The sequence below is a fragment of the Crossiella sp. CA-258035 genome, assembly GCF_030064675.1.
Lineage (GTDB): Bacteria > Actinomycetota > Actinomycetes > Mycobacteriales > Pseudonocardiaceae > Crossiella.
The window spans coordinates 6,271,949-6,295,620 of the sequence record NZ_CP116413.1; the positions used below are offsets into that span (position 1 = coordinate 6,271,949).

At 72.0% G+C, this 23,672-nt stretch carries 18 protein-coding genes; 5 read left to right on the forward strand and 13 right to left on the reverse strand.

The genetic code is table 11. From position 1 onward, the window contains the following. Positions 1-3: 3 nt before the first annotated feature. Complete coding sequence (locus tag N8J89_RS28180; protein ID WP_283660027.1) at positions 4-969, reverse strand: carbohydrate ABC transporter permease; 966 nt, start codon at positions 967-969, stop codon at positions 4-6. 4 nt (positions 970-973) lie between these two features. Beyond that, positions 974-2,248 carry an extracellular solute-binding protein gene (locus N8J89_RS28185; protein ID WP_283660028.1) on the reverse strand — a complete coding sequence of 425 codons (1,275 nt, stop codon included), beginning with the start codon at positions 2,246-2,248 and terminating at the stop codon, positions 974-976. A gap of 245 nt (positions 2,249-2,493) precedes the next feature. Here N8J89_RS28185 and N8J89_RS28190 point away from each other — a divergent pair, with 245 nt between their 5' ends. Further along, positions 2,494-3,516, forward strand: coding sequence for a LacI family DNA-binding transcriptional regulator (locus N8J89_RS28190; protein ID WP_283660029.1), 1,023 nt, complete (start codon positions 2,494-2,496; stop codon positions 3,514-3,516). Between the two features lie 167 nt (positions 3,517-3,683). Here N8J89_RS28190 and N8J89_RS28195 read toward each other — a convergent pair whose 3' ends face one another. The 3 genes from N8J89_RS28195 to N8J89_RS28205 are packed head-to-tail and all read right to left on the reverse strand — an operon-like array spanning position 3,684 to position 7,186. Continuing rightward, on the reverse strand, positions 3,684-4,613 hold the full coding sequence (locus N8J89_RS28195; RefSeq protein ID WP_283666266.1) for a phytoene/squalene synthase family protein: 930 nt from the start codon (positions 4,611-4,613) through the stop codon (positions 3,684-3,686). 53 nt (positions 4,614-4,666) lie between these two features. Beyond that, complete coding sequence (locus N8J89_RS28200) at positions 4,667-6,523, reverse strand: cellulase family glycosylhydrolase (protein WP_283660030.1); 1,857 nt, start codon at positions 6,521-6,523, stop codon at positions 4,667-4,669. 33 nt (positions 6,524-6,556) lie between these two features. Continuing rightward, entirely contained in the window at positions 6,557-7,186 is a 630-nt protein-coding gene (locus N8J89_RS28205) for an HD domain-containing protein (RefSeq protein ID WP_283660031.1), read from the reverse strand. 145 nt (positions 7,187-7,331) lie between these two features. Here N8J89_RS28205 and N8J89_RS28210 point away from each other — a divergent pair, with 145 nt between their 5' ends. Continuing rightward, positions 7,332-9,509 carry a tetratricopeptide repeat protein gene (locus tag N8J89_RS28210; protein ID WP_283660032.1) on the forward strand — a complete coding sequence of 726 codons (2,178 nt, stop codon included), beginning with the start codon at positions 7,332-7,334 and terminating at the stop codon, positions 9,507-9,509. Here the strand turns inward: N8J89_RS28210 and N8J89_RS28215 are convergent. From N8J89_RS28215 to N8J89_RS28235, 5 genes are read right to left on the reverse strand one after another with little or no spacing between them, the layout of a single operon-like run. Next, positions 9,493-12,174, reverse strand: coding sequence for a sugar-binding protein (locus tag N8J89_RS28215; protein ID WP_283660033.1), 2,682 nt, complete (start codon positions 12,172-12,174; stop codon positions 9,493-9,495). The two genes, N8J89_RS28210 and N8J89_RS28215, sit on opposite strands and share 17 nt — an antisense overlap. Before the next feature lie 13 nt (positions 12,175-12,187). Continuing rightward, on the reverse strand, positions 12,188-12,994 hold the full coding sequence (locus N8J89_RS28220) for a carbohydrate ABC transporter permease (RefSeq protein WP_283660034.1): 807 nt from the start codon (positions 12,992-12,994) through the stop codon (positions 12,188-12,190). Next, complete coding sequence (locus tag N8J89_RS28225) at positions 12,991-13,863, reverse strand: carbohydrate ABC transporter permease (RefSeq protein ID WP_283660035.1); 873 nt, start codon at positions 13,861-13,863, stop codon at positions 12,991-12,993. Before N8J89_RS28225 ends, N8J89_RS28220 begins: the two co-directional genes overlap by 4 nt. Beyond that, a complete protein-coding gene (locus tag N8J89_RS28230) occupies positions 13,850-15,205 on the reverse strand; it encodes an extracellular solute-binding protein (protein WP_283660036.1) in 1,356 nt (451 codons plus the stop codon). The genes N8J89_RS28225 and N8J89_RS28230 overlap by 14 nt, the downstream gene beginning before the upstream one ends. A gap of 22 nt (positions 15,206-15,227) precedes the next feature. Beyond that, complete coding sequence (locus N8J89_RS28235; protein ID WP_283660037.1) at positions 15,228-16,265, reverse strand: carbohydrate kinase family protein; 1,038 nt, start codon at positions 16,263-16,265, stop codon at positions 15,228-15,230. A gap of 131 nt (positions 16,266-16,396) precedes the next feature. Between N8J89_RS28235 and N8J89_RS28240 the strand changes: the two genes are divergently transcribed. The 3 genes from N8J89_RS28240 to N8J89_RS28250 all read left to right on the forward strand — a co-directional run bounded on the left by N8J89_RS28240 (position 16,397) and on the right by N8J89_RS28250 (position 19,649). Beyond that, positions 16,397-17,707, forward strand: a complete 1,311-nt coding sequence (locus N8J89_RS28240) for a 6-phospho-beta-glucosidase (RefSeq protein ID WP_283660038.1) — start codon at positions 16,397-16,399, stop codon at positions 17,705-17,707. 392 nt (positions 17,708-18,099) lie between these two features. Next, positions 18,100-18,762, forward strand: coding sequence for a cytochrome P450 family protein (locus tag N8J89_RS28245; protein ID WP_283660039.1), 663 nt, complete (start codon positions 18,100-18,102; stop codon positions 18,760-18,762). Then, positions 18,741-19,649 (forward strand): Gfo/Idh/MocA family protein, encoded by a 909-nt coding sequence (locus N8J89_RS28250; protein WP_283660040.1) that lies wholly within the window; start codon positions 18,741-18,743, stop codon positions 19,647-19,649. The genes N8J89_RS28245 and N8J89_RS28250 overlap by 22 nt, the downstream gene beginning before the upstream one ends. A 103-nt stretch (positions 19,650-19,752) precedes the next feature. Here N8J89_RS28250 and N8J89_RS28255 read toward each other — a convergent pair whose 3' ends face one another. The 3 genes from N8J89_RS28255 to N8J89_RS28265 all read right to left on the reverse strand — a co-directional run bounded on the left by N8J89_RS28255 (position 19,753) and on the right by N8J89_RS28265 (position 23,469). Beyond that, entirely contained in the window at positions 19,753-20,439 is a 687-nt protein-coding gene (locus N8J89_RS28255) for an MBL fold metallo-hydrolase (RefSeq protein ID WP_283660041.1), read from the reverse strand. A 104-nt stretch (positions 20,440-20,543) separates the two neighbouring features. Further along, entirely contained in the window at positions 20,544-21,362 is an 819-nt protein-coding gene (locus N8J89_RS28260) for a M55 family metallopeptidase (RefSeq protein WP_283660042.1), read from the reverse strand. A 73-nt stretch (positions 21,363-21,435) separates the two neighbouring features. Continuing rightward, entirely contained in the window at positions 21,436-23,469 is a 2,034-nt protein-coding gene (locus N8J89_RS28265; RefSeq protein WP_283660043.1) for a DUF8729 domain-containing protein, read from the reverse strand. Positions 23,470-23,672: the final 203 nt, after the last annotated feature.

The following is a 23,672-nucleotide window of genomic DNA, read 5'->3' on the forward strand; positions in this document are numbered from 1 at the left end:
GCCTCACCCCTTGGACGCGATACGCCGCGCCAGCGTGAAGTTGACCAGGGCGAAGACCAGCACCACCAGGAACAACACCCAGGCGATGGCGGCGGCGTACCCGGCGTCGAACAACCGGAAACCCTTCTCGTACAGGTACATCGTCAGCGTCTGGAACTGCCGGTCGCTGCCGCCGACGCCGGAGGCGCCCTTGGGGTCGAACAGGGTCGGCTCGACGAACAGTTGCATGCCGCCGATGGTGGAGACCACGATGGTGAACAGGATCGTGGGCCGGATGCTGGGCACGGTGATGGACCAGAACATCCGCCACCGGGAGGCGCCGTCCACGGTGGCCGCCTCGTACAGCTCCCGTGGCACCGACTGCATCGCGGCCAGGTAGAGCAGCGCGTTGTAGCCGGTCCAGCGCCACATCACCATCGCGCTGACCGCCAGGTGCGAGGACCAGGAGTCGGCCTGCCAGTTGACCCGGTCCAGGCCGATGAGCTCCAGCAGGTAGTTCACGATGCCGAAGTCGCGGCCGAAGATCTGGGTGAACACCAGCGCGACCGCGACCACCGAGACCACGTTGGGCAGCAGCAGCCCGGCCCGCCAGAAGGTCCGCCCGCGCAGCCCCCGGTCCAGCAGCGCGGCCAGGCCCAGCGCGGCCAGCAGCTGGGGCACGGTGGAGAGCAGGAACATGCTCACCGTGTTGCCCAGCGCGTTGTAGAAGTTCGGGTCGCCGAACAGGGCGGTGTAGTTGTCCAGGCCGACGAAGCCCTGCTCGCCGTCCACCAGCTGCCAGTCGTGCAGCGACACCCACGCGGTGTAGAGCAGCGGGAACAGCCCGAAGGCCCCGAAGATCAGGAAGAACGGGCTGACGAACAGGTACGGGGTGAACTTGGCGTCCACACGGGCCAGCGGCCACCGCCGCCTGCGCGACGACGGCTGCTGGGGTGTCCGAAGTGGACGGTCGGTGACCGGGGCCGCCATCGAGCTACTTCACCTCGTTGCGGGACTGGGTGACCGCCTCGCCGAAGCCCGCCTCCGGAGTGGCCTTGCCCTGCTCGATCCGGGCCAGCGCCTCGTTGAAGCGCGGGCGGACCTTGGAGTCCTTGGTGCCGCGGTAGTTCGGCTTGAGGCTGTCGGCGGAGGAGGCGAAGATCTGGCCGACCGGCGCGTCGTTGTAGTACGGGTCGACCTTGCCGAGCACCTCGGGGTCCTTGTAGACCGAGGGCTCACTGGGCAGGTTGCCGGTCTTGGCGAAGATCTTCTTCTGCTGCTCGGGCGCGGTGAGGTACTTGGCGACCTCGTAGGCTTCCTTGGTGTTCTTGCCCTGCTTGGGCACGGTCAGGAACGAGCCGCCCCAGTTGCCGCTGCCGCCGGGCACCGAGGTGACGTCCCACTTGTCCGCGGCTTCGTCACCGGCGCCGGACTTGATCTGGGCCAGCGCCCAGGCCGCGCAGGTCTCGGTGGCGAAGCTGCCCTGCTTGAGTGCCACGGTCCACTCCGGGGTGAACGGCTTGACGCCCGCGGTCAGGCCCTTGGCGCCCATCGCACCGGCCAGCAGGAAGGCGTCCTTGACCGCCGGGTTGGTGTCGGCGATGAAGCGGTCGTCTGCCTTGGCGAAGTAGCCTTCCTCGCTCTGGTTGAGCTTGGCGGTGAAGATGTTCTCCGCGGAGCCGGCAAACTTGGCCTTGGTGACCTTCTCCTTGAACCGCTCGCCGACCTTGGCGTAGTCGGCCCAGGTCGGCCACAGCTTGGCCACCTCGTTGCGCTCGGTGGGCAGACCGGCCTCGGCGAAGAGGTCCTTGCGGTAGCACAGCGCCAGGCTGCCCATGTCGGTGCCCAGGCCCATCACGAAGTTGCCGTCGTCGAGGATGCCCTGGTTCCACTTCCAGGACACCCACTGGTCCTTGAGGTCCTTGGCGCCCAGCTCGGCCAGGTTGACGAACTTGTCCTTGGAGGTGCGGAACTGGGCCAGCCAGCCTTCCTCGATGGCGACCACGTCGGCCGCGCCCCTGCCCCCGGCGAGCTGGGTGGCCAGCTGCGAGTGGTGGGCGTCGAACTCCAGCTTGCGCGCCTCCAGCTTGATGTTGGGGTGCGCCTTCTCGTAGTCGGCGAACAGCGCCTCGTAGCCGAAGTCGCTGAACGTGCCCACGGTGATCTTGATCTTGCCGTCGTCCGCGGAACCACCACAGGCGGCGGTTCCGGTGGCCAGGACGGCGGCAGCCGCGAGCGCCACCGCCCGGCGCGTCGCGATGTTGGTCATTGGTCCTCCTCGACCGGGGTGTCGAGCTGTTGATCGGCAACTGGATCGGCGATACTGAGTGAGAGCGCTCTCACTCTTGGGTGGCCGGGGTCACATGTCAAGTCACGACCGAAGATCCGACATCGTTCCGTGACCGGTTCCGCCCAGCTCACAGCCTCGGCATGGGAGCGCTTCCGCGCAGGTGGGCGGGCAAGTCGACCGGTTACGCTTGGCGGGAACACGACAGCGGGAACAGGGGTGCGCAAGTGGCGGAACGACCGGCCCGGCCGACGCTGGAGGATGTCGCCGCGCACGCGGGCATCTCCAGGGCGACCGTCTCCCGCGTGGTCAACGGCGCGAGCCGGGTGAGCGCGCGGACCAGGGAGACCGTGCAGCGCGCGGTGGCCGAGCTGGGCTACCGGCCCAACCAGGCCGCGCGCTCGCTGGTCACCCGGCGCACCGGCACCCTGGCGGTGGTGCTCTCCGAACCGGGCGAGAAGCTGTTCGAGGACCCGTTCTTCGCCGCGGTGATCCGCGCCGCGCACCACGAACTGTCCACTGTGGACGCCCAGATGGCGCTGCTGATCGCCCGCTCCCCCGAGGAGGTCGAGCGGGTGGTGCGGTTCCTGGCCTCCGGGCACACCGACGGCGCGCTGCTGTTCACCCCGCGCCGCGGCGACCCGCTGCCGGATGCGGTTCGCTCGCTGGGCATCCCGGTGGTCTTCGGCGGCCGCCCGTGGCGCGGCGAGCAGGGCCTGGACGTGGTCACGGTGGACAACGAGGGCGGCGCCCGCGCGGCCACCGAACTGCTGATCGCCCAGGGTCGCAAGCGGATCGTGACGGTGTGCGGCCCCGCCGACCAGGCCGCCGCGGTGGACCGGCTCACCGGCTGGCGCACCGCACTGGGCCTGGCCGGAGCCGAGGCCGCACACTGCTCCGCCCCCGCGGAGTTCAACCTGGAGGGCGGCGAGCGCGCGATGACTGAACTGCTGGCCCGGGTGCCGGACCTGGACGGGGTGGTCGCGGCCAGCGACCTGATGGCGGTGGGCGCGCTGCGGGTGCTGCGCGCGGCCGGTCGCCGGGTGCCCGAGGACGTTGCGGTGGTGGGCTTCGACGACCTGCCCTCGGTGGTGCAGCAGGCCCAGCCGAGCCTGACCACCATCCGCCAGGACCCCGGCGCGCAGGTCCGCGAGATGGTCGCCATCCTGCGCGAACGCCTGCGCGGCAACGAGGTCGCCCATCCCAACCGCATGCTCCCGGTCGAGCTGGTCCGCCGGGACTCGGCCTAGCCCCCCACCCGAGTGTTGGCCGTTGTCGTACGGAGTGTTGGCCGAACTCGTACGGTGTGTTGGCCGGTTTCGCCGCACCGACGGACCCCTGCCGTCCACAACGGCCAACGACCCGTACGAGTTCGGCCAACACGGGGTACGAGAACGGCCAACACGGCGGGGGTGGGTTAGGCCCATCGGGCCAGGACCGCTCGGCCGAACCCAGGGAGGGCCACGGCCAGGCGGCGGGCCTTGGGCACCACCACTCGGCGGTCCAGGACCCGGTAGTCGGCGGCCTCGATCTCGTCCAGGATGCCTTGGTAGAGCTCGAAAGCGGTCGCCACGCAGGGGCGGGAGACCGGGGCCAGCATGGCGATGCCCGGTGCGGCGCGGCGGTAGGTGGCCCGGGTGCGGGAGACCAGGTGGGCCAGTGCGGCGCGCAGCGCGTGGTCGGTGTGGCCGCGCGCCCGGCAGTGCTGGAGCCGCTCGCGGTCCACGCCGAAGGCGGCCAGCTCCTCCAGCGGCAGGTAGACCCGGTCCCGGTCGAGGTCCTCGCCGACGTCGCGGAGGAAGTTGGTGAGCTGGAACGCCTCGCCCAGCGCGGCGGCGTGCGGTTCGGCCTCCGCCCTCGGCGTCACGGTGCCCAGCACCGGCAGCACCTGCAGGCCGATCACCTCGGCCGAGCCGCGCACGTAGCGGGCCAGCTCGGCGAAGGTGGCGTACTCGCGGACCTCGGTGTCCATCCGCATCGAGGTGAGGAAGTCGGCGAAGTAGCCGCGGTCGATGTCGTAGCGCGCCACGGTGTCCACCACCGCGGCCAGCACCGGGTGCCTGCTGTGCCCCTGCGCGAACCCCTCGGCCAGATCCGCGCCCAGCTCGTCCAGCGCGGCCCGGCGCTGGGCCAGGGTGCGCCCGTCACCCTGGTCGTCGACGATCTCATCGGCCCAGCGGGCGAAGCCGTAGAGGGCGTGCACGGCGGGGCGCTGGGCCGGGGTGAGCATCCGGGTGGCCAGGAAGTAGGTGCGGCCGTAGCGGGCGTTGATCTCCCGGCAGCGGCGGTAGGCGGTGCGCAGCGACGGTTCGAGCACGCCTGCGGCGTCCAGTTCGGTGGTGGTCAGCGGGGACACGTCACGAGTCTGGCGGCTGCTCCGTTCGGCTGCACGCCGGGGCGTCACCTGCTGCCAAAACTGGCCGCGGCCCATCCCGTCAGCTCGATCTTGGCCTGGGCCAGCAAGGCGGGGTCGGTGGTGGCCGGGGCGATGAGCGCGGCGTGCAGGGTGCCAGCGGGTCCCCCTGGCAGCAGCAGCCGCGCGGCCCCGGCGTGCCGTTCCACGCCGATCCCGCTGCCGTTGTAGGCGGGCAGCGCGCCGGAGGTCCCGAGGTCCGAGACCAGTGCGCCCGCCGCCAGGTCCTCCGGCAGCTGCACCTCGGTGGGCGCGGCCGAGCCGGTGGACCGCCAGACCAGCACCGCGTGCCGCCGGTCCGCGGTCAGCCGCGCCATCGCGGGGTGTTCGGCCGGTACCCGCTGCCACTGCTGCACGGTGCCGCCGTCCCGGCTGAGGTCCTCGAAGCTGAAGGCCAGCGTGCGCCCGGCCACCGCGCGCGGGTAGGCCCGGTCGATCACCCGCCGATCCACCCTGGGCACCACGGCTCCGCTGTTGTCCTTGTGCACCGGGGAGAAGTCCTCGTCCATCCACGCGTCGGCCTCGGTGAGCACCTTGTCCGGGTTGCCGTTCATCAGCTCCCGGTGCCGCCCGCTGTTGGTGTCCCACTGCCACTGGGTGGCCGACATCGGCGGGGCGGCGTTGCGCGCCTCCCGCCACCAGTTCCTCCCGGCCAGCCCGGAGTCCAGGGACTGGTAGGCGGCCTTGAGGATGCTGGGCGTCTTGTCCGAGGTGAAGCCGGTGATCGGGTGGCCGAACTCGGTGAGGATCGGCGCGGTCCGGTGGTACTGCGCGCGTTCCCGCACCGCGCGGATGTCCGCGGTGTACTCGCCGTCACCGGCCTTGCCCGGCTTGAGGATGCCGGAGCGGGCCTTGGCGTCGTAGAAGTGCGCGTTGAACACGAACCGCTGGCCCAGCGGCGGGATCTCGGTCAGCCCGCCCGGCTCCTGGAAGATCGAGGTGTTGATGTTCCAGTACACCAGCGGTTCGGCGAACAGCGGCTTGCCGATCCAGCCCGCGCGGTCCATGGCCGCGCGCACCCGGTGGTAGAACGGGGCCAGCAGGTCGCGCTCCCAGGCCGGTCCCTGCTGACCCTGGTCGTAGCGGCCGGCGTAGGGCTCGTTCAGCGGGTTGAAGCCGACGATCCGCCGGAACTCGGTGGCGCTCAAGGAGTTCCGCAGGTGGTTCAGCGCGGTCTCGGTCTGCGCCAGGAAGGCGTCCAGGATGCCGCGCGGGCCCGCCTCGGTCTCGATCCGCCGGTTGTGCCAGAAGTCGTAGGTGGCCATGGTGACCGCCTTGTTGTTCTTCATGTTCTGGCCCCAGTTGACGCAGGCCTCGCAGTGCTCCTTGGGATAGCCACCGGCCCGCACCACCCACTCCGGCGCGCCGTCCCCGGTGTACCAACTGTCCACAGTGAACAGATAGCGGGAGTAGAGGTCCTGGTGGTAGTCCAGGAAGACGAACAGCCCGGCGTTGAGGAACTCCTTGACCTGCGCGGCCACCCGGTCCAGGTAGCCCCGGTCGATCTGTCCCGCCCTTGGCTCGACCCGTTCCCAGGTGATCAGGAAGCGCACCGCGTTGGCCCCGGTCAGCCTGCGCAGGCTGCTCGCCGACACCGCGGCCTCGGCGGTGCTGGGGAAGGGCAGGCCGCCGTGCTCGGCCAACTTGGCGGTGCCGGAGACGTTGTAGCCGCGCAGCAGCACCTCGCGCCCGTGCCCGTCCCGGAAGGTGCCTTCCGGCGAGACGGTGACCACCTCGGCCCGGCCGTCGTCGAACCACCAGCGCGCGGGCTGGGCGGGTGCGCCGGGCACCGCCGCGAGTCCGAGCACCACTGCCAGCATCCCGGTGACCACGCTGCGCCACATGCCTGTCGACGCTACGGCCCGGTCCGGCCGTCGTCACCCGCCGAATGAATGTTCTTCACGTTTCAGGTTGGCCTTGGCCCGCGCCTCCCAGCGCGCCCGCGCCGGCGCGCTCCGGTACAGCGGCTCCCGCGCGATCAGCCCGGCCAGCACCGCGCCCCGCCCGCGCTGCCAGTCCGGCTCGGACACGTGCGCGTACTCCGCCCGCACCGCCCGCGCGTAGCGGTCGTACTCGGCCTCCGTGCCGCCCAGCACCGCGAGGTCGGCGTCCAGCAGCGCCAGGGTCAGCGGGTCCTCGCCGAGGTGGTCGATGGTCGCCAGCACCAGCCGCGCCACCGCCGACCGGTGCTCCTGCGCCACCCCCGCCGCGCCGAGCCGCTCGCGCGCCCACTCGGCGCTGCGCCGCTCGTCCTGGCCCGGCACGCCGTCGTAGACCACGTCGTGCGCGGCCGCTGCCAGTGCGAGCACCGCTATGTCCACTTCGGACAGTCCGAGCTCCGCGCCGAGCCAGGCCGAGTCGCGCAGCACCGCCTCGACGTGCGCGAGGTCGTGGTAGCGGCGGTGCGGCTCGCGGTAGCGCTCGATGAGCTCCACCCCGCTCCGCCGGGCCGTGTCCGAATCGCCGCCGAGCCTTGTCACCGCTGTCACCCACGCGTCCAGCACCACGGTGTCTCCTCTCCTCACCACCCAGTGTGACCGCCGGTCTCACAAGATCGGGGGACACGGCTCACGACCACATCACGTGAATCCTGTGTCACACTCAGTGAAGACGCTCCGCTGCTGTCCTTCGACCGGCGAAGGGGGAACGCTGGTGGACTTCCGGATCCTCGGGCCTGTCTCAGTCTGGGTCGACGGTTGCCAAATCGGCATCGGTCACCCCGAACTGCGACGGCTGCTCGCGATCCTGCTGCTCGCCGACGGTCGCCCGGTGCCGAAGGAGCAGGTCATCGCCGACCTGTGGGACGGCGCGCCGCCGCTGCGGCCCGCTCGCGCGCTGCGCAGCCAGTTCGCCCAGCTCAGCCAGACCCTGCCGCTGACCGAGGCGCAGCTGCACAGCGCGCACGGCAAGCACCAGCTCCAGGTCGACCTGGAGCGGCTGGACTGGCACCGGTTCCGCCAGCTGGTCGGCCGGGGCCGCACCGCCGCCCGCAGCGGCCGCTACCAGGCCGCGGCGGACATCCTGGCCCAGGCCCTCTCGGAGTGGCAGGGGGACGCGCTGGCCGATGTGGACGGCGACTGGGCCCGCCGCTGCCGGGCACACCTGGAACGCCAGCGGCGCAGCGCGCGGCAGTGCCTGGTCGCGGCCAGACGGGCCTGCACCGGCCGCCAGATCTTCGTGCCGATGCCCCGCCGCAGCGAGGTCGAACGCGGCCCGGTGCCCGCGCAGCTACCGCTGGGCATCGCGGATTTCATTGGCCGGGAACAGGAACTGACCACACTGGGCACCGCGCTGCCCGGCACCGTCACGGTGATCAACGGCCCGCCCGGCAGCGGCAAGACCGCCCTCGCGCTGGCCTGGGCGCACCGGATCAGCGACCGGCACCCCGACGGCGCGCTGTTCGCCGAGCTGCGCGGGCACGGCCCCGGCGAGCCGGTGCCGCCGACCGAGCTGCTCGCCGACTTCCTGACCAGCCTCGGCGTGGCCCCGGCGAAGATCCCGGCGGCGGAGAGCTGCCGCGCGGAGCTGTTCCGCACCCTGCTGATCCGCCGCCGCCTGCTGCTGGTGCTCGACGGCGCACGCGACCTGGCCCAGGTGGAACCGCTGCTGCCCGGCCTGCCGGGGGTGACCGTGGTGATCACCAGCCACGAGCCCCTGGACCTGCCGGGACGGCGGGTCACGCTCGGGCCGCTGTCCCCCGCGGATGCCACCGCGCTGCTCAAGGAGCTGATCGGGCCCGGCCGGGTGGCCAACCAGGCGGGCGCGCTGGCCGATCTGGCCCGCTACTGCGGCTACCTGCCGCTGCCGCTGCGGATCGCCGGCCGCCGGGTGGCCGCCCGCCCGCACACCTACCTGGCCGACCTGGTCGGCGAGCTGCGCGAGGAACGCCAGCGCCTGGAGCGGATGGCCCCGGACACCGACGGCTCGGCCGCCATGCGCGGCACCTTCCGCTGGTCCTACCGCGCGCTGCCACTGCCCGCGCAGCGGATGTTCCGGCTGCTGGGCCTCTACCAGGGCGTGGACATCGACGCGCCCGCCGCGGCCGCACTGTCCGGAATGGACACTGAGCAGGCGGCGGAGCTGTTGCAGGGCCTGGCCAAGGCGAACCTGCTGCAACCGAGTCCGCGCGGGGCGTTCCAGCTGCACGACCTGCTGCGCGGCTACGCCGGGGAGCGGGCGCTGCGCGAGGAGGGGGCGAACAACCGGCAGGCCGCGGTGCGCCGCCTGCTGGACTTCTACCGCGCCGCGGGCGCCGACCCGGGCCACGGCTGGTGCGACACCGAGCTGCTGAACCTGGTGGCCGCGGCGAACAGCGCGACCAGCACCGGTCACCACGAGGTGGCGGTGGACCTGCTGACCACCGCGGGCGCCATCCACCGCTCGCGCGGCCAGCTGGACCGGGCGATCGCCCGCTACTACCAGGCCTGGGTGAGCGGGGACCGCACCGGCGACACCGACATCGCGCACCGCCTCGGCGAGGCGTACCTGGCCGCCGGGCGGTTGTGCGCGGCGGTGGAGGTGCTGGGCCGGGCCGCGCCGGACGCGCTGACCCTGGACCTGCTGGGCGGCTGCTTCCAGCGGCTGGGCCGCCCGGACGCGGCGATCCAGCACTTCCAGCGCGGCCTGCGCCTGGTCAACGAACCCTCAGGTGAGGCCCGGCTGCTGTCCAGCCTCGGTGAAGCGCTACGGCGGCTCGGCTCCTTGGCCCAGGCCAGGGAACACCTGACCCGCGCGCTGGAGCTGAGCCGCCGCATCGGCGATCACGGGGTGACCGCGCACTGCCTGCACAGCCTGAGTCAGCTGCCCAGCACGCTCACCACCCAACCCTGACCCGGGAGGCGGCGACCTTCCCGTCCGGGGTCTCGAACCCGAGCAGCACCTCGGCCGGTCGCCCACCGGTCACCGGCACGGGCACCTCCCGCCAGCCCCTGGACAGCTCGACCGTCTTGCGCCCCAACAGTTTCCCGTCCTTGTCCAGCACGAACACGTGTGCCGTGCCGCGCGCGCCGAGCACACCGGCGGTCACCGTGTCGCCCTGCGCTCTGGCCGAACGCAGCCGCGCCGCCTCCCGGCTGCTGGCGATCGGCTTGCCGCCGAGGGAGATCCCGGTGCGCGCGGACTGGGCCACCGACTGAACTGAGTCCACAGAGGACAGAGCGATCAGCGGCAGCTTCGCCGGTGGCGGTTCCACCGGGCGGCCCGAGGGCGGGGTGTAGCCGTCGAACGTGGCGCGGCCCCAGCGGTACGGGTCGCCCTGCACGCCGCCCCAGGTGGACCAGCCGATCCGGGTCTGGCCGGTCTTGTCCTGGGTGTCGGAGTCGTAGACGAACAGGTTCAGCCCGACCTTGGCCGGGTCCAGTGCGCCGGGCACCGCGGGCAGCGGCAGCGCGAGCTCGATGGTGTAGCCGGTGTAGGGGCTGCTCACCTTGCTCGCGATCTTCAGCCCCGGCACGGTTTCTTCGGCCGGACCTTGGAAGTTGTCCGCGTCCCTGGCCGCGCAGGGCTTGCCTTCGGTGGTGGTCGGGAAGACGGCCAGTTTCAGCGTGGTGGAGGTGTTCTCGGACTTGCCGCGCGGGTCGATGGCCAGTTCCAGCGCGTCGGTGCGCCAGTGCCGCTTGCAGTCCGCGGCGGCCAGCACGCTGCCCAGCTTGTCGTCGGTGACGGTCACCGCCGCGTAGAGGGTGTCGTTGTGCCAGGCCAGCTTGGCCTTGGCCGAGCAGTCCGCGGCGGTGGCGCACTCATCGCCCTCCCAGCGGGTGGAGATGTCCAGCTCCGGTCCGGTGTACTCCCCCGGCGTGACCACCCCGTCCACCGTCGGCGCCGTGGCGGCCTTCGGGATTGTCGTGCGCGGCACCAGTTCCAGGGCCGGGGTGCTGCTGCTGACGCCGGTGACGGAGAGGGTGTACCGGTAGTCCCCGCCCTGCATGCCGGTGCGCAGGGTGGCGTCGGTGTTGGTCACCTTGCCGGTGAGTGTGGTGCTCGCCCCGGCCGCGAGTCCGCTGAACGGCAGGCTGGTGGTGGCGCTGAACCCGGTCGGCGGGGTGATGGTGACGGTGCCGGATCGGGTGGCGGAACCGTTGTTGCGCACCAGAATCGGCAGTTCGCGGTCGCCGCCGGAGGGCAGGGTGAGCACCGGCGGCACCAGGTCGGCCAGCGCGGGCACCCCGCTGCGCTGCGCCCAGTCGCGGAACTGGGCGACCTGCGGCAGCGGCTGCTGCTCGGCGGTCAGCTCCGGCACCACGGCGACCACGGTCTCGGTGTAGCCGGTTCCGTTGCCACTGCTCAGCTCCACCGGGATCCGCGCCCGGCCGGGCTTGGCGGCCGAGGGCACGGTGACGGTGAGCTCGGCGGTGGCCGACCGTCCAGGAAGGACAGTCCCGAGCCGTCCCGACCCGGTGACCCGCCACTCGGCGGGCAGCCCGAGCTTGGCGGAAGCCCTGGTCAGCGCCCGGTTCTCCGGCGCGGTGACGGTGACCTTGACCGGCACCGAGGCGCCGGGCACCAGGCTGAACTTCCCGGCCTCGACCTCGGCCCCGGTGCCCAGCGGCAGCCCGCCGGGGGCCGGGACGAGCGCGCCGTGCAGGGGTCCGTCCGGGCCGTTCGCGGTCGGCGAGAACGGCACCCGGCTGGCCACCTGGGTGAACCAGTCGCAGCCGATCTGCTTCGGATCCGTTGGCACATCGGGGAACCCGGCCCAGCCCTGGGTCACGTACTCCCGCTGCGCGGACCGCTCCTCCTGCGCCCAGCTGCGACCGGCCACAGTGGACGGACGCCCGTCCCACACTCCGTACACCCGGTCGGTGGCCTCGGCCGGGGTGAACTTCGCCGCGCAGTCCGGCCCAGTGGGCTGCTGCCCGCGCGCTCCGCCGGTGAGCAGCCGCTTGACCGCCCACGGCCGCAGGCCCTCCTCGCGGAGCTGCTCCGGATAGGCAGCCGGGTCGGCGGCCACCCGGTAGGCCTCGATGGCCAGGCGGGCCGCGTACTGGTGGTTGCCGTGGTTGCCGGGCGTGGGCGCGGGGTCCATGGTGACCACCAGCTCCGGCCGGGTCTGCCGGATCGCGCGCACCAGCTTGCCCAGCACGTCCTTGTGCTGCCAGCCCTGTTCGGTCAGCGGCGAGCTCACCGTGTAGTAGAAGTCGGCCTCGTCGAGGTTGAGCACCTCGGTGATCCCGGCCCTGGCCACCGCCCTGCGCTCCTCGGCCTCGCGCAACCGGCCCAGTTCCGGGCCTTCCTCCGGTCCGGCCGCGTTGCCGCCGCCCTCGCCGCGGGTGATGGTGACCACCCCGGCGCGGACCCGGTGGTCGGCGTGCCACTGCCCGAAGGTGGACAGCGCGAACGCCTCGTCGTCGGGGTGCGCGCCGACGAACAGCGCGTCCAGGTCCACCGCCGGGCGGGCCGCCCCCTCGGCCACCGCGGTGGCCGGATCTTCCATGGCCACCAACGCGACCAGCGCCGCGGCCACCGGCAGCAGCCCGGTCAGCCAAGCTCGCTTCACCAGTACTCCTCAGTCAACCCTTGACCGCGCCGTCGAGCATGCCGCGGATGAAATGTCGTTGCAGGAACAGGTAGAGCACCACCACCGGCAGCGCGACCAGCACCGATCCGGCCGCCAGCAGCGGCACGCTGGTGGTCGCCCTGCCCTGGAAGAACCGCAGTCCCAGCGGGGCCGTGCGCAGGCCCTCATCGGTGACCATGACCAGGGCGAGCAGGAACTCGTTCCAGGTCCACATGAACACCAGCACCACCAGGGTCAGCACCGCGGGCCGCCCCATCGGCAGCAGCACCCGCCACAGGATCTGCCAGTGCCCGGCCCCGTCCAGCCGGGCCGCCTCCACCACGCTGGCCGAGCTGGACCGGAAGTAGGCGCGCATCCAGAACACGCCGAAGGCCACCGACTGCGCGACCTGCGGCAGCACCAGCGCGGCGTAGGTGTCGAGCAGGCCGACGTCGCGCAGGTCGAAGTACAGCGGCACCACCACGGCCTGGCTGGGAATGGTGACCCCGAGCAGCAGCAGGTAGAACAGCGCCCCCGAACCGCGGAAACGCATGGTGCCGAAGGCATATCCGGCCAGCACGGACAGCAGCGTGGACAGCGCGACCACCGCGACCGCGACGATCAGGCTGGTGCCCAGGTAGTCGCCGAAGCGGCCCTGCGTCCAGGCGGTGAGGAAGTTCTCCGGATGCCAGCCGCCCTGGCCCGCGGTGTCCGAACGCAGTGCGGTGAACAGGATCCACAGCACCGGGTACAGCGCGTACCCGGCGAAGAGCAGCAGCACCAGGTAGGTCCCGGCCCGTTCCCAGCGGGAGACCGTCATCGCCTGCCTCCCGCCACCCGCAGCACCACCGCGCTCAGGGCGAACACCAGCGCGGTCAGCGTCACCCCGATCGCCGCGGCCGAACCCACCTGCCCGGCCTGGAAAGCCCGGTAGTAGATCTCGTAGGCCGGCACCGTGGTCGACTCGCCGGGCCCGCCCAGCGGGGTCATCACGTACACCAGGTCGAAGGTGCGCAGCGAGGCGATCACGGTCAGGGTCAGCGCGACCGCGATGTCCGGGCGCAGCGCGGGCAGCGTCACCGAGCGGAACTCGCGGAACACCCCGGCCCCGTCCAGCCGCGCCGCCTCGTACAGCTCCCCGGAGATCCGGCCGATCCCGGCCAGGAACAGCACCACGGTCAGCCCGGTCTGCACCCAGGTGCCGACCAGCCCCACCGCGATCAGCGCGGTGCTCTCCTCGCCCAGCCAGTTGTGCGCCAGGGCATCAAGGCCGACCGCGCGCAACGCGGCGTTGAGCGGGCCGTCCGGGGCCAGGATCTGTTGCCAGGCAACGGCGACCACCACCATGGCCACCACCTGCGGCAGGAACACCACGGTGCGGAAGAAGGCCAGCCCGCGCACCCGGCTGCGGTGCAGCGCCGAGGCCAGCACCAGACCCAGGATGACCGGCAGCACCGCGAAGAACAGGATCAGCACCAGCGCGTGCCCGAACGCCGAGCGCAGCCCGTCCTCGGCGAAGAGGGTCAGGTAGTTGTCCAGCCCCGCCCAGGTGCCCAGGGTGAGGCCGTCCCACTCGAACAGCGAGATCCACGCGCTGTGCAGCAACGGGAACAGCAGGAACGCGCCGTAGACGGCCAGGGCCGGCACCACGTACAGGTAGCCGACCCGGCGCGGTTCACCGGCCGGCACGGGAGGCGTCCACGTCGGCCTGCAGCTTGGCCAGGAACTCCTGCGGGCTCAACCCCTTGGCCAGCAACTGCTCCACCACGCTGGTGACCGTGTCGTAGGCGGTGGGGGTGGCGTAGTCCAGGAACGGCACCAGGCCACCGGTCTCCGAGGCGTGCGCCCAGGAGCTGAACACCTCGGCGCGCAACGCCGTCGGCGGCCGTTGGCTGGCCGCCTCCACCACCGGCAGGTTCGCGTGCTCGGCCATCAGCGCCATGCCCCGCGAGGAGGTCACGAAGTCGATGTAGGCCGCCGCCGCGTCCGGGTTCTTGCTGCGCGCGCTGACCGCGAACGGCACGCTCGTGCCCCCGGTCACCGCGACCTTGCCACTGTCGATCGGTGGCAGTCCGAAGCCCACCCCATCCCCCATCGCCGCCTCCAGATCGGCCATCAGCCAGGTGCCGCTGACCAGGAAAACCCCTTTGCCCTCGGCGAACTCCCGCCACGCCGCGTCCGAGCCGAGCCCGGAGAACCCCGGCGTCAGCATGCCCTGATCCGCCCAGCCCACCAGCAGTTCGGCCGCGGAGCGGGGGTTGGTGTCGGACCAGAACACGCCCTGCCTGCCGGTGGCCAGCTTGAAGACGTCCTCGGTGGGCGCGAACCGGTTGAGCGCGAAGCCGAACAGGTGGATGCCCGCGCTCTTCTCCAGGTTGCCGAACTGGATCGGCACCTCGCGGGCGTCCTTGGCCTTGCGCAGCGCGGTGTTGAACTCCGCCCAGGTGCGCGGCGGGGAGATGCCGAGCCTGGCCAGCTTCTCCTTGTTGTAGAAGACGCCGACCAGCTCACCGCCCTGCGGCAGCCCGTACAGCTTGCCCTCGCCCAGCGGGTTGCCCGAGTTCGGGTAGCGGGCCAGCCGCAGCACCGAGTCCGGGAACCGCTGCTGCCAGCGGTATGCCTCGGCGTAGCCGTCCAGCGGCTGGAGCAGCCCGGCCTTGACGAAGGCGCCCATGTCCTGCCTGCCGTTGTTGACCTGCACGACATCGGGGGCCTGCACGCTGGTCAGGCCGAGCCTGGTGGTGTTGCGCAGGTCGTCGAAGGACCGCGGCACCCGGTTGATGGTGATGTTCGGGTACTTGCGCTGGAACTCCGCGTTCAGCGCGGTCATCTGCTTGTCCTGCCCGCCGCGGACCTCCTGGTCCCACACGGTCAGGGTCAGCTCGCCCAGGCTCGCCGGGTCGGTCCTGATGTCGCGGGCCTGGCGGTCGCTGGGCCGGGTGTTGGGCAGGTTCGAGCCGGGCACGCACCCGGCCAGCGCCACCAGCGCGGTCACCGCGGCCAGCGCGCTCCGCCATCGGGAGCCCGTCATCCCCGTCCTCCCTCCGCCGGTGCTACGGCCTGCCCCGCAATCCGATCGTGGCACTTGCCCTGCGCACCGTGGCACAGCCATGAGTGGGAAGCAGGTCCTCCAGGAAGTGGTATCCGCGCAGCGCCTCGTCCTCGCGCCGGCCCAGGTGCCGCCACCAGGCGGCGATGTCGCACCAGCCGGGCGCGGACAGCGAGCCGCCGAAGTGCTGCACCGACAGCGCGGCGCACAGGTTGGCGAAGCGCACCCGGTCCACCAGCGGCCACCCGGCCAGGGTGCCGTAGGTGAACCCGGCGCCGAAGACGTCGCCGGCGCCGGTGGGGTCCATGGCGGCCACGTTGATGCCGCTCACGTCGGCCTCCTCGCCGGTGGCCGAGTCCACCGCGTAGGCCCCGCCGCCTGCCCTGGTGACCACCACGGTTGGCACCACCTCCGACAGCTGCCGGGCGGCCACCCGAACGTCGTCCTGGCGGGTGTAGCGCAGCGCCTCCACCGTGTTCGGCAGGAACACGTCGTAGCCGTGCAGCTGCTGGATCAGCTCGGGCCGCCACTGGTCGGTGGGGTCCCAGCCGACGTCGGCGAACAGCAGCGCGCCGTTGGCCTTGGCGGTGCGCACCCAGTTGTCGCTCTCGTGGTCGACGTGCACGAAGCAGGCGCGCACCTTGGGCGGTTCGGTGAGCAGCTCGTCCGCGGTGACCGGGGAGGGGTGGCCGTGGGTGACCATGCTGCGGTCGCGGTTGATGGCCAGGGAGACGGTGACCGGGGAGTGCCAGCCGTAGAAGCGGCGGGAGTGGCTGAGGTCGACCTGTTCCTGGTTGGCCAGGGTGTCCCAGCAGAAGTCGCCGTACATGTCCTCGCCGAAGGCCGAGGCCAGGGTGGTGCGCAGCTGGAGGCGGGCCAGCGCGACGGCGAGGTTGGCGATGCCGCCGGGACTGGAGCCCAGGCCGCTGGCCCACACCTCGGTGCCGCTCTCGGGTAGCTGGGGCAGTCCGGTGAAGATCAGGTCCAGGAAGACCGGACCGGACAACAGGACGTCGAACTCGGTAGGCGGCTGGCTCGACACCGTTTCCCTCCCCGCTGCGCGCATTGTTCGGGCTGACCCCGTTTCGATCAGGCGCAGAGTCTCCCCCGCCCGGACGACACTGACAACCACGATCGGCCCCGGTGTGTTCCAGAGTGTTAATGTCGGTGCGCGTGAGACTGGTGATCCTCGGCGGTGGCGGTTTCCGCGTTCCCCTGGTGCACGGCCGGTTGCTGGCCGATCCGGACCGGCTGGTCGACGAGCTGGTGCTGCACGACGTGTCCCAGGACCGCCTCAGCGCGGTGACCGCGGTGCTGGACGCCCAGGCCGCCGACGCGCCCTGGCGGCCCAAGCTGGTCACCCGAACCCACCTGGATGACGCCCTGCGCGGCGCGGACGTGGTCTTCTCCGCCATCCGCGTCGGCGGTCTGGCCGGCCGCAGCGCCGACGAACGCCACGCCATCGAAGCGGGCCTGCTCGGTCAGGAGACGGTGGGCGCGGGCGGCATCAGCTACGCGCTGCGCACCGTCCCGGTGGCCATGGACATCGCCGAACGCATCGCCCGCTACTGCCCCGACGCGTGGACGATCAACTTCACCAACCCCGCGGGCACCGTCACCGAGGCGATGTCCGCGGTGCTCGGCGACCGCGTCATCGGCATCTGCGACTCCCCCATCGGCCTGTGCCGCCGAGTCGCCGCGGCATTGGACATCCCGGTCGAGCAAGCCTGGTTCGACTACGCGGGCCTCAACCACCTCGGCTGGCTGCGCGGCGTCCAGGTCAACGGCCGCGACCGCCTGCCAGAGCTGTTGGCGGATGAGACCAAGCTCCGCTCCTTCGAGGAGGGCCGCCTGTTCGAGCCAGATTGGTTGCGAGCCCTGGGCGCCATTCCGAACGAATACCTGCACTATTACTACTACGCCCGCGAGACCACCACCGAGATCGCGGCCAACCCCCAGCCCCGCGGCGAGTACCTCCGCCACCAGCAGGCGGCCTTCTACGAACGCGCCCTGGCCGACCCCAGCACTGCCCTGACGGCCTGGCAGGAAACCCGCGCCGAACGCGAACGCACCTACCTCGCCGAAGCCCGCCAGATCGCCGAAGCCGGCGACCGCGAAACCTGCGACACCGACGGCGGCGGCTACGAACAAGTCGCCCTGGACCTGATGGCAGCGATCACCGCCAACCGCGCCGCCACGATGATCCTCAACGTCCGCAACCGGGGCGCGCTGCCGGGACTGGACGCGGACGCGGTGGTCGAGCTGCCGTGCCTGGTGGACTCCAACGGGGCGCGGCCGATCGCGGTGGATCCGCTGGACGGGCCCGCGTTGAGCTTGGTGCAGCGGGTGAAGGCGGTGGAGCGGGAGACGATCGCGGCGGCCCGGACGGGGAGCCGGGAGAAGGCGTTGCGGGCGCTGGCGGGGCATCCGCTGGTGGATTCGGTGCGGGCGGCGCGGGAGGTGCTGGGCGCGACCGAGTGGTGACCGGTGGGCGGTTCGCGACGGGCTCGCCCCCAGCGAAGGCCACCGACCCGCCGCCAGTCCACCCCGCCCAAACCACCGACCCCGCCAGTCCGCCCCAGCTAAACCGACCCGCCGCCAGCCCACCCCAGCCAGTACCCGCCATGTCGCGCCGGGTCCACCCAGCCGGTGCGACCGGTCCCCGGTCAGTCCAGTCCCAGCCACCGCGACCGGACGCGCCAAGTTCGCGCCCCCCGTGCTGCGCCCCGGGCACGTCTGGCCCGCCAAGCCGCGCCCGCCAAGCCGCGGCCGCACTCGCCCGGCCCACCCCGCGAACCTGATCTTCCGGACACAGCCCTTCGACCGACTAACTGTGATTGATGAACCAGTCAGCCCCGCTGCACGTCGGTGGGGACATGTCTTTGTTCGCGGTGAGTGGGCGGCCCGGCCGGTTGCGGGCGCGGGTCAGGGTGCTGGTCGGCGGGGTGCTCGACGGGCTGCTGGCGCGGGGCGAGGCGGAGCTGGTCCGGGAGTTCGCCGAGCCGGTGGCGGCGGGCGTGGTGCTGGAGCTGGCTGGGGTGCCGGCGCCGGACCGGGGCGATGTGCGCCGCTGGGTGCGGGCGGCCTGTGCGGTCGAGGGGTCGGTGACGCCGCGGGTCTGGGCCGACCTTGACGGCTACCTGGCCGAGCTGGCCGCGCACCAGGGCACGGCGCGGGTGTCCGCGGTGGAGGTGGTCGCCGGGTACACCCGGATCGTGGACCTGATCACCGGCGCGCTGCTCACGCTGCTCGGCTGCCCGCGACAGTTGGCGGTGCTGCGCCGCGATCCGCGGGTGCTGGCCGGGGTGGTCCGGGAGGTGCTGCACGGCGGGGCCGGGAGCACGGGAGTCGCGGGGGTGGTCGCGGAGGCGGCGGTCCGGGCGGTGCTGGCGTGTGATGTGCTGTTGGCCGGGGACGAGGACGAGCTGCGCTGGCGGGCTCGGCTGGGGATCCGCGAACTGCGTGCCGTTCCGGTGTCCCTTGCCGCGCCCGGCCGGACCAAGGACAGGAGGCCGGGTTGGCGGGCAAGGTCGCGGTGATCGGTTTGGGCGACATCGCGCGGAAGGCGTACCTGCCCACGATCACGGCCCGGGCGGGACTGGACCTGCACCTGATGACCAGGAACCCGGCGCGGCTGGCCGACGTCGCCGATCAGTACCGGGTTCCCGAACCGCGGCGGTTCACCGATCTGGATGAGTTGCTGGCACACGGACTCGACGCGGCGTTCGTGCACGTGCCGACCACGGCGCACGCGGCAACGGTGCGCCGGTTGCTGGCGGCCGGGGTGCCGACCTATGTGGACAAGCCCCTCGACGACAGCTTGGCTGGGGCGCGGGCGCTGGTGGAGCTGGCCGAGCGGCTCGGGGTGCCGCTGATGGTCGGGTTCAACCGCCGTTACGTGCCCGCCTACGCCGAGGCGGCGCGCGGCGCGCGGGACCTGGTGGTGTTGCAGAAGAACCAGGACGGCGGAAGCGGCGGGGTGCGTGAGATCGTCTTCGACGACTTCATCCACGTGGTGGACACCCTGCGGTTCCTGGTGCCGGGCCCGATCGAGCGAACTTTCATCGGCGGTGTGGTCACCGAGGGCGAGCTCGAACAGGTCAGCCTGACCGTGGTAGGCGGCGGGTTCACCGCGATCGGCACCATGCACCGGCGGGCCGGGGCCAAGCAGGAACGGCTGGAGGTCACCGGTGGCGGGGTGAAGGTCGAGGTGACGGACCTGGGCCAGGTGACCCGGCACGAGGGCGGGCGGGTGACCCGGCAGACGGAGGACGGGTGGGCGCCGGTGGCGCGGCGGCGCGGGATCGAGCAGGTGTGCACGGCGTTCCTGGCGGGGGAGCTGCCGGACCTGCGGGAGGCGCTGCGGACGCACGAGCTGTGCGAGCAGGTGGTGACGGAGCTGACGGAGGGCGGGGCGGTCGGCTAGACGGCGCGCGCGGGCAGGCGGCGCGGGCGGTCGGCGCGGGCGGGCGGTCGGTCAGTCGGTCAGTCGGGCGGGCGGTCAGGCAGCCGGTCGGCCGGGCGGCGGTTCAGCCAGCCAGCCCCGCCGCCAGCTCGCGGAGCCGATCAGCCCCACCCGACCGCAACGCCGGCCCGTGCCCAAAACAGACCACATCGAACTCCAGCCCGCTCAACCCCACCACCGACCGCGCCGCCAACCGACTGTCCACATTGAACACCCCAACGCTCAGCTCCCCCACGTTCGCCACCACGTCCCCCACGAACACCACCCCGCCCGGCAGCCACACCGCGATGCTGCCCGGCGTGTGCCCCGGCATCCCCACCACCCGCGCCCCGCCGCCGAACGCCAGCACGTCCCCGTCCTCCACCTCCCGGTCCACCCGGCACGCCTCGTGCGCGGGCACCCCTGGCGAGATCTGCCCGTGCAGCTCCCGCTCCCACTCCCCGGTGAACACCGGCGGCAACCCCGCCGCCTCTCCCCGGATCACCGCCGCGTCCGCCCGGTGCGCGATCACCTCGGCCCCGCTCCAGGCCACGATCTCCGCGGCGCTGCCGGCGTGGTCGCCGTGCCAGTGCGTCAACACGATCCGCCGCAGCGTGGCCCCCAGCCCGGTCACCACCGCGCGCACCCGCTCGCCGTACCCGGCCAGCCCCGTGTCGATCAGGGTCGCCTCGTCCCCGTCGCGCCACAGGTACGCCTGGCCCACCGGGAAGGTCAGCTGGGTCAGGTTGGGCAGCAGGTGTTCGGTCTCCATGGGGGTCAGCCTGGCAGCGGGGCGGGGGCGCGGACGCCGTGTTCGCCCATGGCGGAGCGGGGTTCTCCAGGAGCGAACGTGGAACTACCGGCTGGCCGCTCGGGTCACAGGCGGCCCAGCAGGGCGATGAGCTGGATGACCCGGTAGGCGGTCGGGAAGTCCTCGGCCTCGTAGGCCAGGGTGCGCTCGCCGACCAGCTCGATGCCCGGCACCAGCAGGGCGTGCTCGGCCATGCCCGGGGTCAGCACGTCCACCTCCAGGTCGACCTCCCCTGCGAAGCGCAGCGGCCGCACCCTGGACCGCCGCCGCAGCGCCTGGGGCACCGCCGCGCGGATCCGGGCGCAGGCCTCCTCCGGGTGCAGGTTCTCCGCGGCCCGCGCGCCCAGCGCGCGCTTGACCACCACCGACCAGATCCCCCGCGCTACCCCGGTGGCCTCGGTGGCCACCGTCTCGTCCCCCGCGACCAGGATCGGCGCCGCGCCGTGCGCGGCGGCCAGTGCCGCGTTGAGGCCCAGCTCGCCGAGGACCCGGTCGTTGCAGCGGACCTCGGCGACCACCGAGCCGTTGATGGTGTGCGAGAGCACCGAATGGGCCAGCCCGGCCCGGCCGTGGTAGCCGATGAAGATCACCGCGTGCACGTCCTCGGCGATCCCGGCCATCATGCCGAAGGACTTGGGCGTGCCGCGCAGCAGCGTGGCCCGCCGGTCCAGCCGCTCGGGCAGCAGGTTGCGGAACTGGGCGTGCGCGTCGGAGACCAGCACCTCGGCGTCGGGTTCGGCGTCGTAGACCCCGAGCACCGCGGCGTTGGCCTCCGCGGTCATCAGCGCCCGGTTGCGCTCGTACTCCCGTTCCCCAGGGCGGACGTCCTCGACGTCGACAATCCCGGCGATGCCCTCCATGTCCACCGACACGAGAACCCGCATACCACGCCCCTTAACCCCGGAAGCAAAGCTGGCGGCGACCCCGGAGGGTCACCGCCAGCTTTCCCCATCCGAGTTACTTGGTGACAACCAGGGCGTAGTCCGCGTCGGTCTCCGGGGTTTCCGGGTGACCGTCCGCGTTCACCTGGTCGGCCAGCACCTCGACCTTCCAGGTGCCCTTGGCCGCCTTCTCCAAGATCACGTTCTCCACGGTGTCCACCGCGTTCGGCGAGCCGCCGGGGGTGGAGTAGTTGCCCGCGGTGAGGCCGTTGTTGCCCCAGTACACGGTGCCGTCGGGCGCGGTGACCTTCAGCGTCAGGTCGTTGACCCGCGAGACCGCCGCGGTCGGCGAACCGGCCGGGTCGGTGTAGGCCAGGGTCGCCTTGAACGGCGTGGAGCCGTCGGCCTCCACCGTGTAAGCCTTGGACGCGCCGGCCTTGAGCAGGTCGGTCTCGTTCACCAGCACCGGCAGCTTCCAACTGTTGCCCTTGGCCTGGTTGTACAGGTTGCCGACGCTGGCGGTGCCCCAGCCCTGGTGCACCCTGGTCAGGTCGTGGTTCTCACCGGTGAAGGCGTACTGGTTCGCGGTGTTGACCAGCAGCGCCTTGACCGTGGCCGCGTGCGGCCTGCTGGCGAAGACGTCCCGCTTCTTGCCGGGCGCGCCGTCGAAGACGCCGTCGGCCCACATCTGGAACACCAGGCCGGCGTTGCCGCAGGTGATCGGGGTGGCGCCGCTGGTGCCGCCGAAGCTGGGCGTGTAGGCGGTGTCGCTGGTGGAGGTGGTGGTGTCGATGGCGTCGTAGTAGTTGGAGATCTCCGGCTTGATCCGGCCGTCGGCCGCCGGGCCGATGCTGGCGCCGCGGTTCCAGGTGTCATCGGTGCGGCTGAGCGTGTTCTTGTGGTACTGCGCGCCCACCGAGAGCACGTTCTTCGCCCACGCCTCCGGCCGCGACTGGCGCGAGCCGGCGTTGCTCTGCGACTGGCAGATGAACAGGTCCAGATCGAAGACGATCTTGTCCATGGCCGCGGAGATCGTGGTGTAGGAGGTGGTCAGCGCGTTGCCCCAGCTGTTGGTCTGGAACACCGCCTTGTACTTGCCGTTGGGGTCGACCAGCTCCTTGGAGTGGGCGTACCGGTCGGGCACGTTGTAGCCGGAGTGGATGCCCTGGCCCTCGGGCAGCAGCCCGCGGTGCTTGGGGCTGACGCCGGTGGCGAAGATCTGGCCGTAGGTGGAGGTGCCGTGGCTGGGGCTGGTGCCCGCGGCGCCGTGGATGATCGGCGGCTTGGCCCGGAACTCCTGGTGCGTGGTGCGCAGGCCGGAGTCCATCACCTCGCCGACCACGCCCTGGCCCTTGTAGCCACCGGCGGACTCGATGGTGTTCGCGCCGCCGTCGATGCGCGCGTTGTCCATGTCGGTCTCCGGCGCGGAGGCCGCGTCGACCGCCAGGACCTGGTCCAGGTGCGCGGTGGCGCGCAGCTGCTGCGGGCTGAGGGTGGCCTCCAGGTGCTGGGCGCTCTGCGAGACCACGTGCACCTGCCCGCCCGCGCGGGTGATCGCCTCGGCGGCGGCCTGCTGCCCGGCGGCGTCGGCCTCGACCAGGGTCACCACGTAGCGCACGGTCCTGGTCTCGGCGATGGCGGCCGGGGCCAGCTTGTCGCCGGGCTGGTAGGCGCCGACCCAGCGGACGTAGCCGAGCTTGGCCACCCGCTCCTTGGTGGCCGGGCTCATCCGCACCACGTAGGCGTAGTCGGGGATGAACGCGCCGACGCGCGCGCCCAGCCTGGCCAGCTCACGGCGCTGGGCGTCCAGCGGCGCGGCCTTGAACTGCACCAGGTAGGCCCCGCCCTGGCGGGCCCGCAGGTCCTCCGGCGTCGCGGTCCCGGCCTGGGTGGTCGGGTCGAAGCTGCGGTTGGCCAGCCGGATCTGGCTGGCCTGCGGCAGCTCCCTGCTCCAGGTGCGGCCGCCGTCCAGGCTGATGGTGAACTTGTCCGCGCCGACCATGCGGACCTGCTCGTCCTCGGCCGCGCCGTTCGCGCTCATCGCGCCCGCGCTCAAGACCAGTGAACTGGCGGTGATGGCCACCAGGAAAACGCGACTCCTTCGCCGCATCGACTACCTCCAGCGAAATGCAGGGGTGACCTCGGACATGCGTGATCCGAGCCGTGATGCGGACAGTAACGACGGTTTACTAATTCATCACCCGACAGAAGTTGGTTTGTGTTGCGACGTTCGGGTGAGACAAAACCGCTGGACAGACAAGTAGTCGCGACCCGAGGTACTGCACTGAATACGGGCCGCGACGACTTATTGAG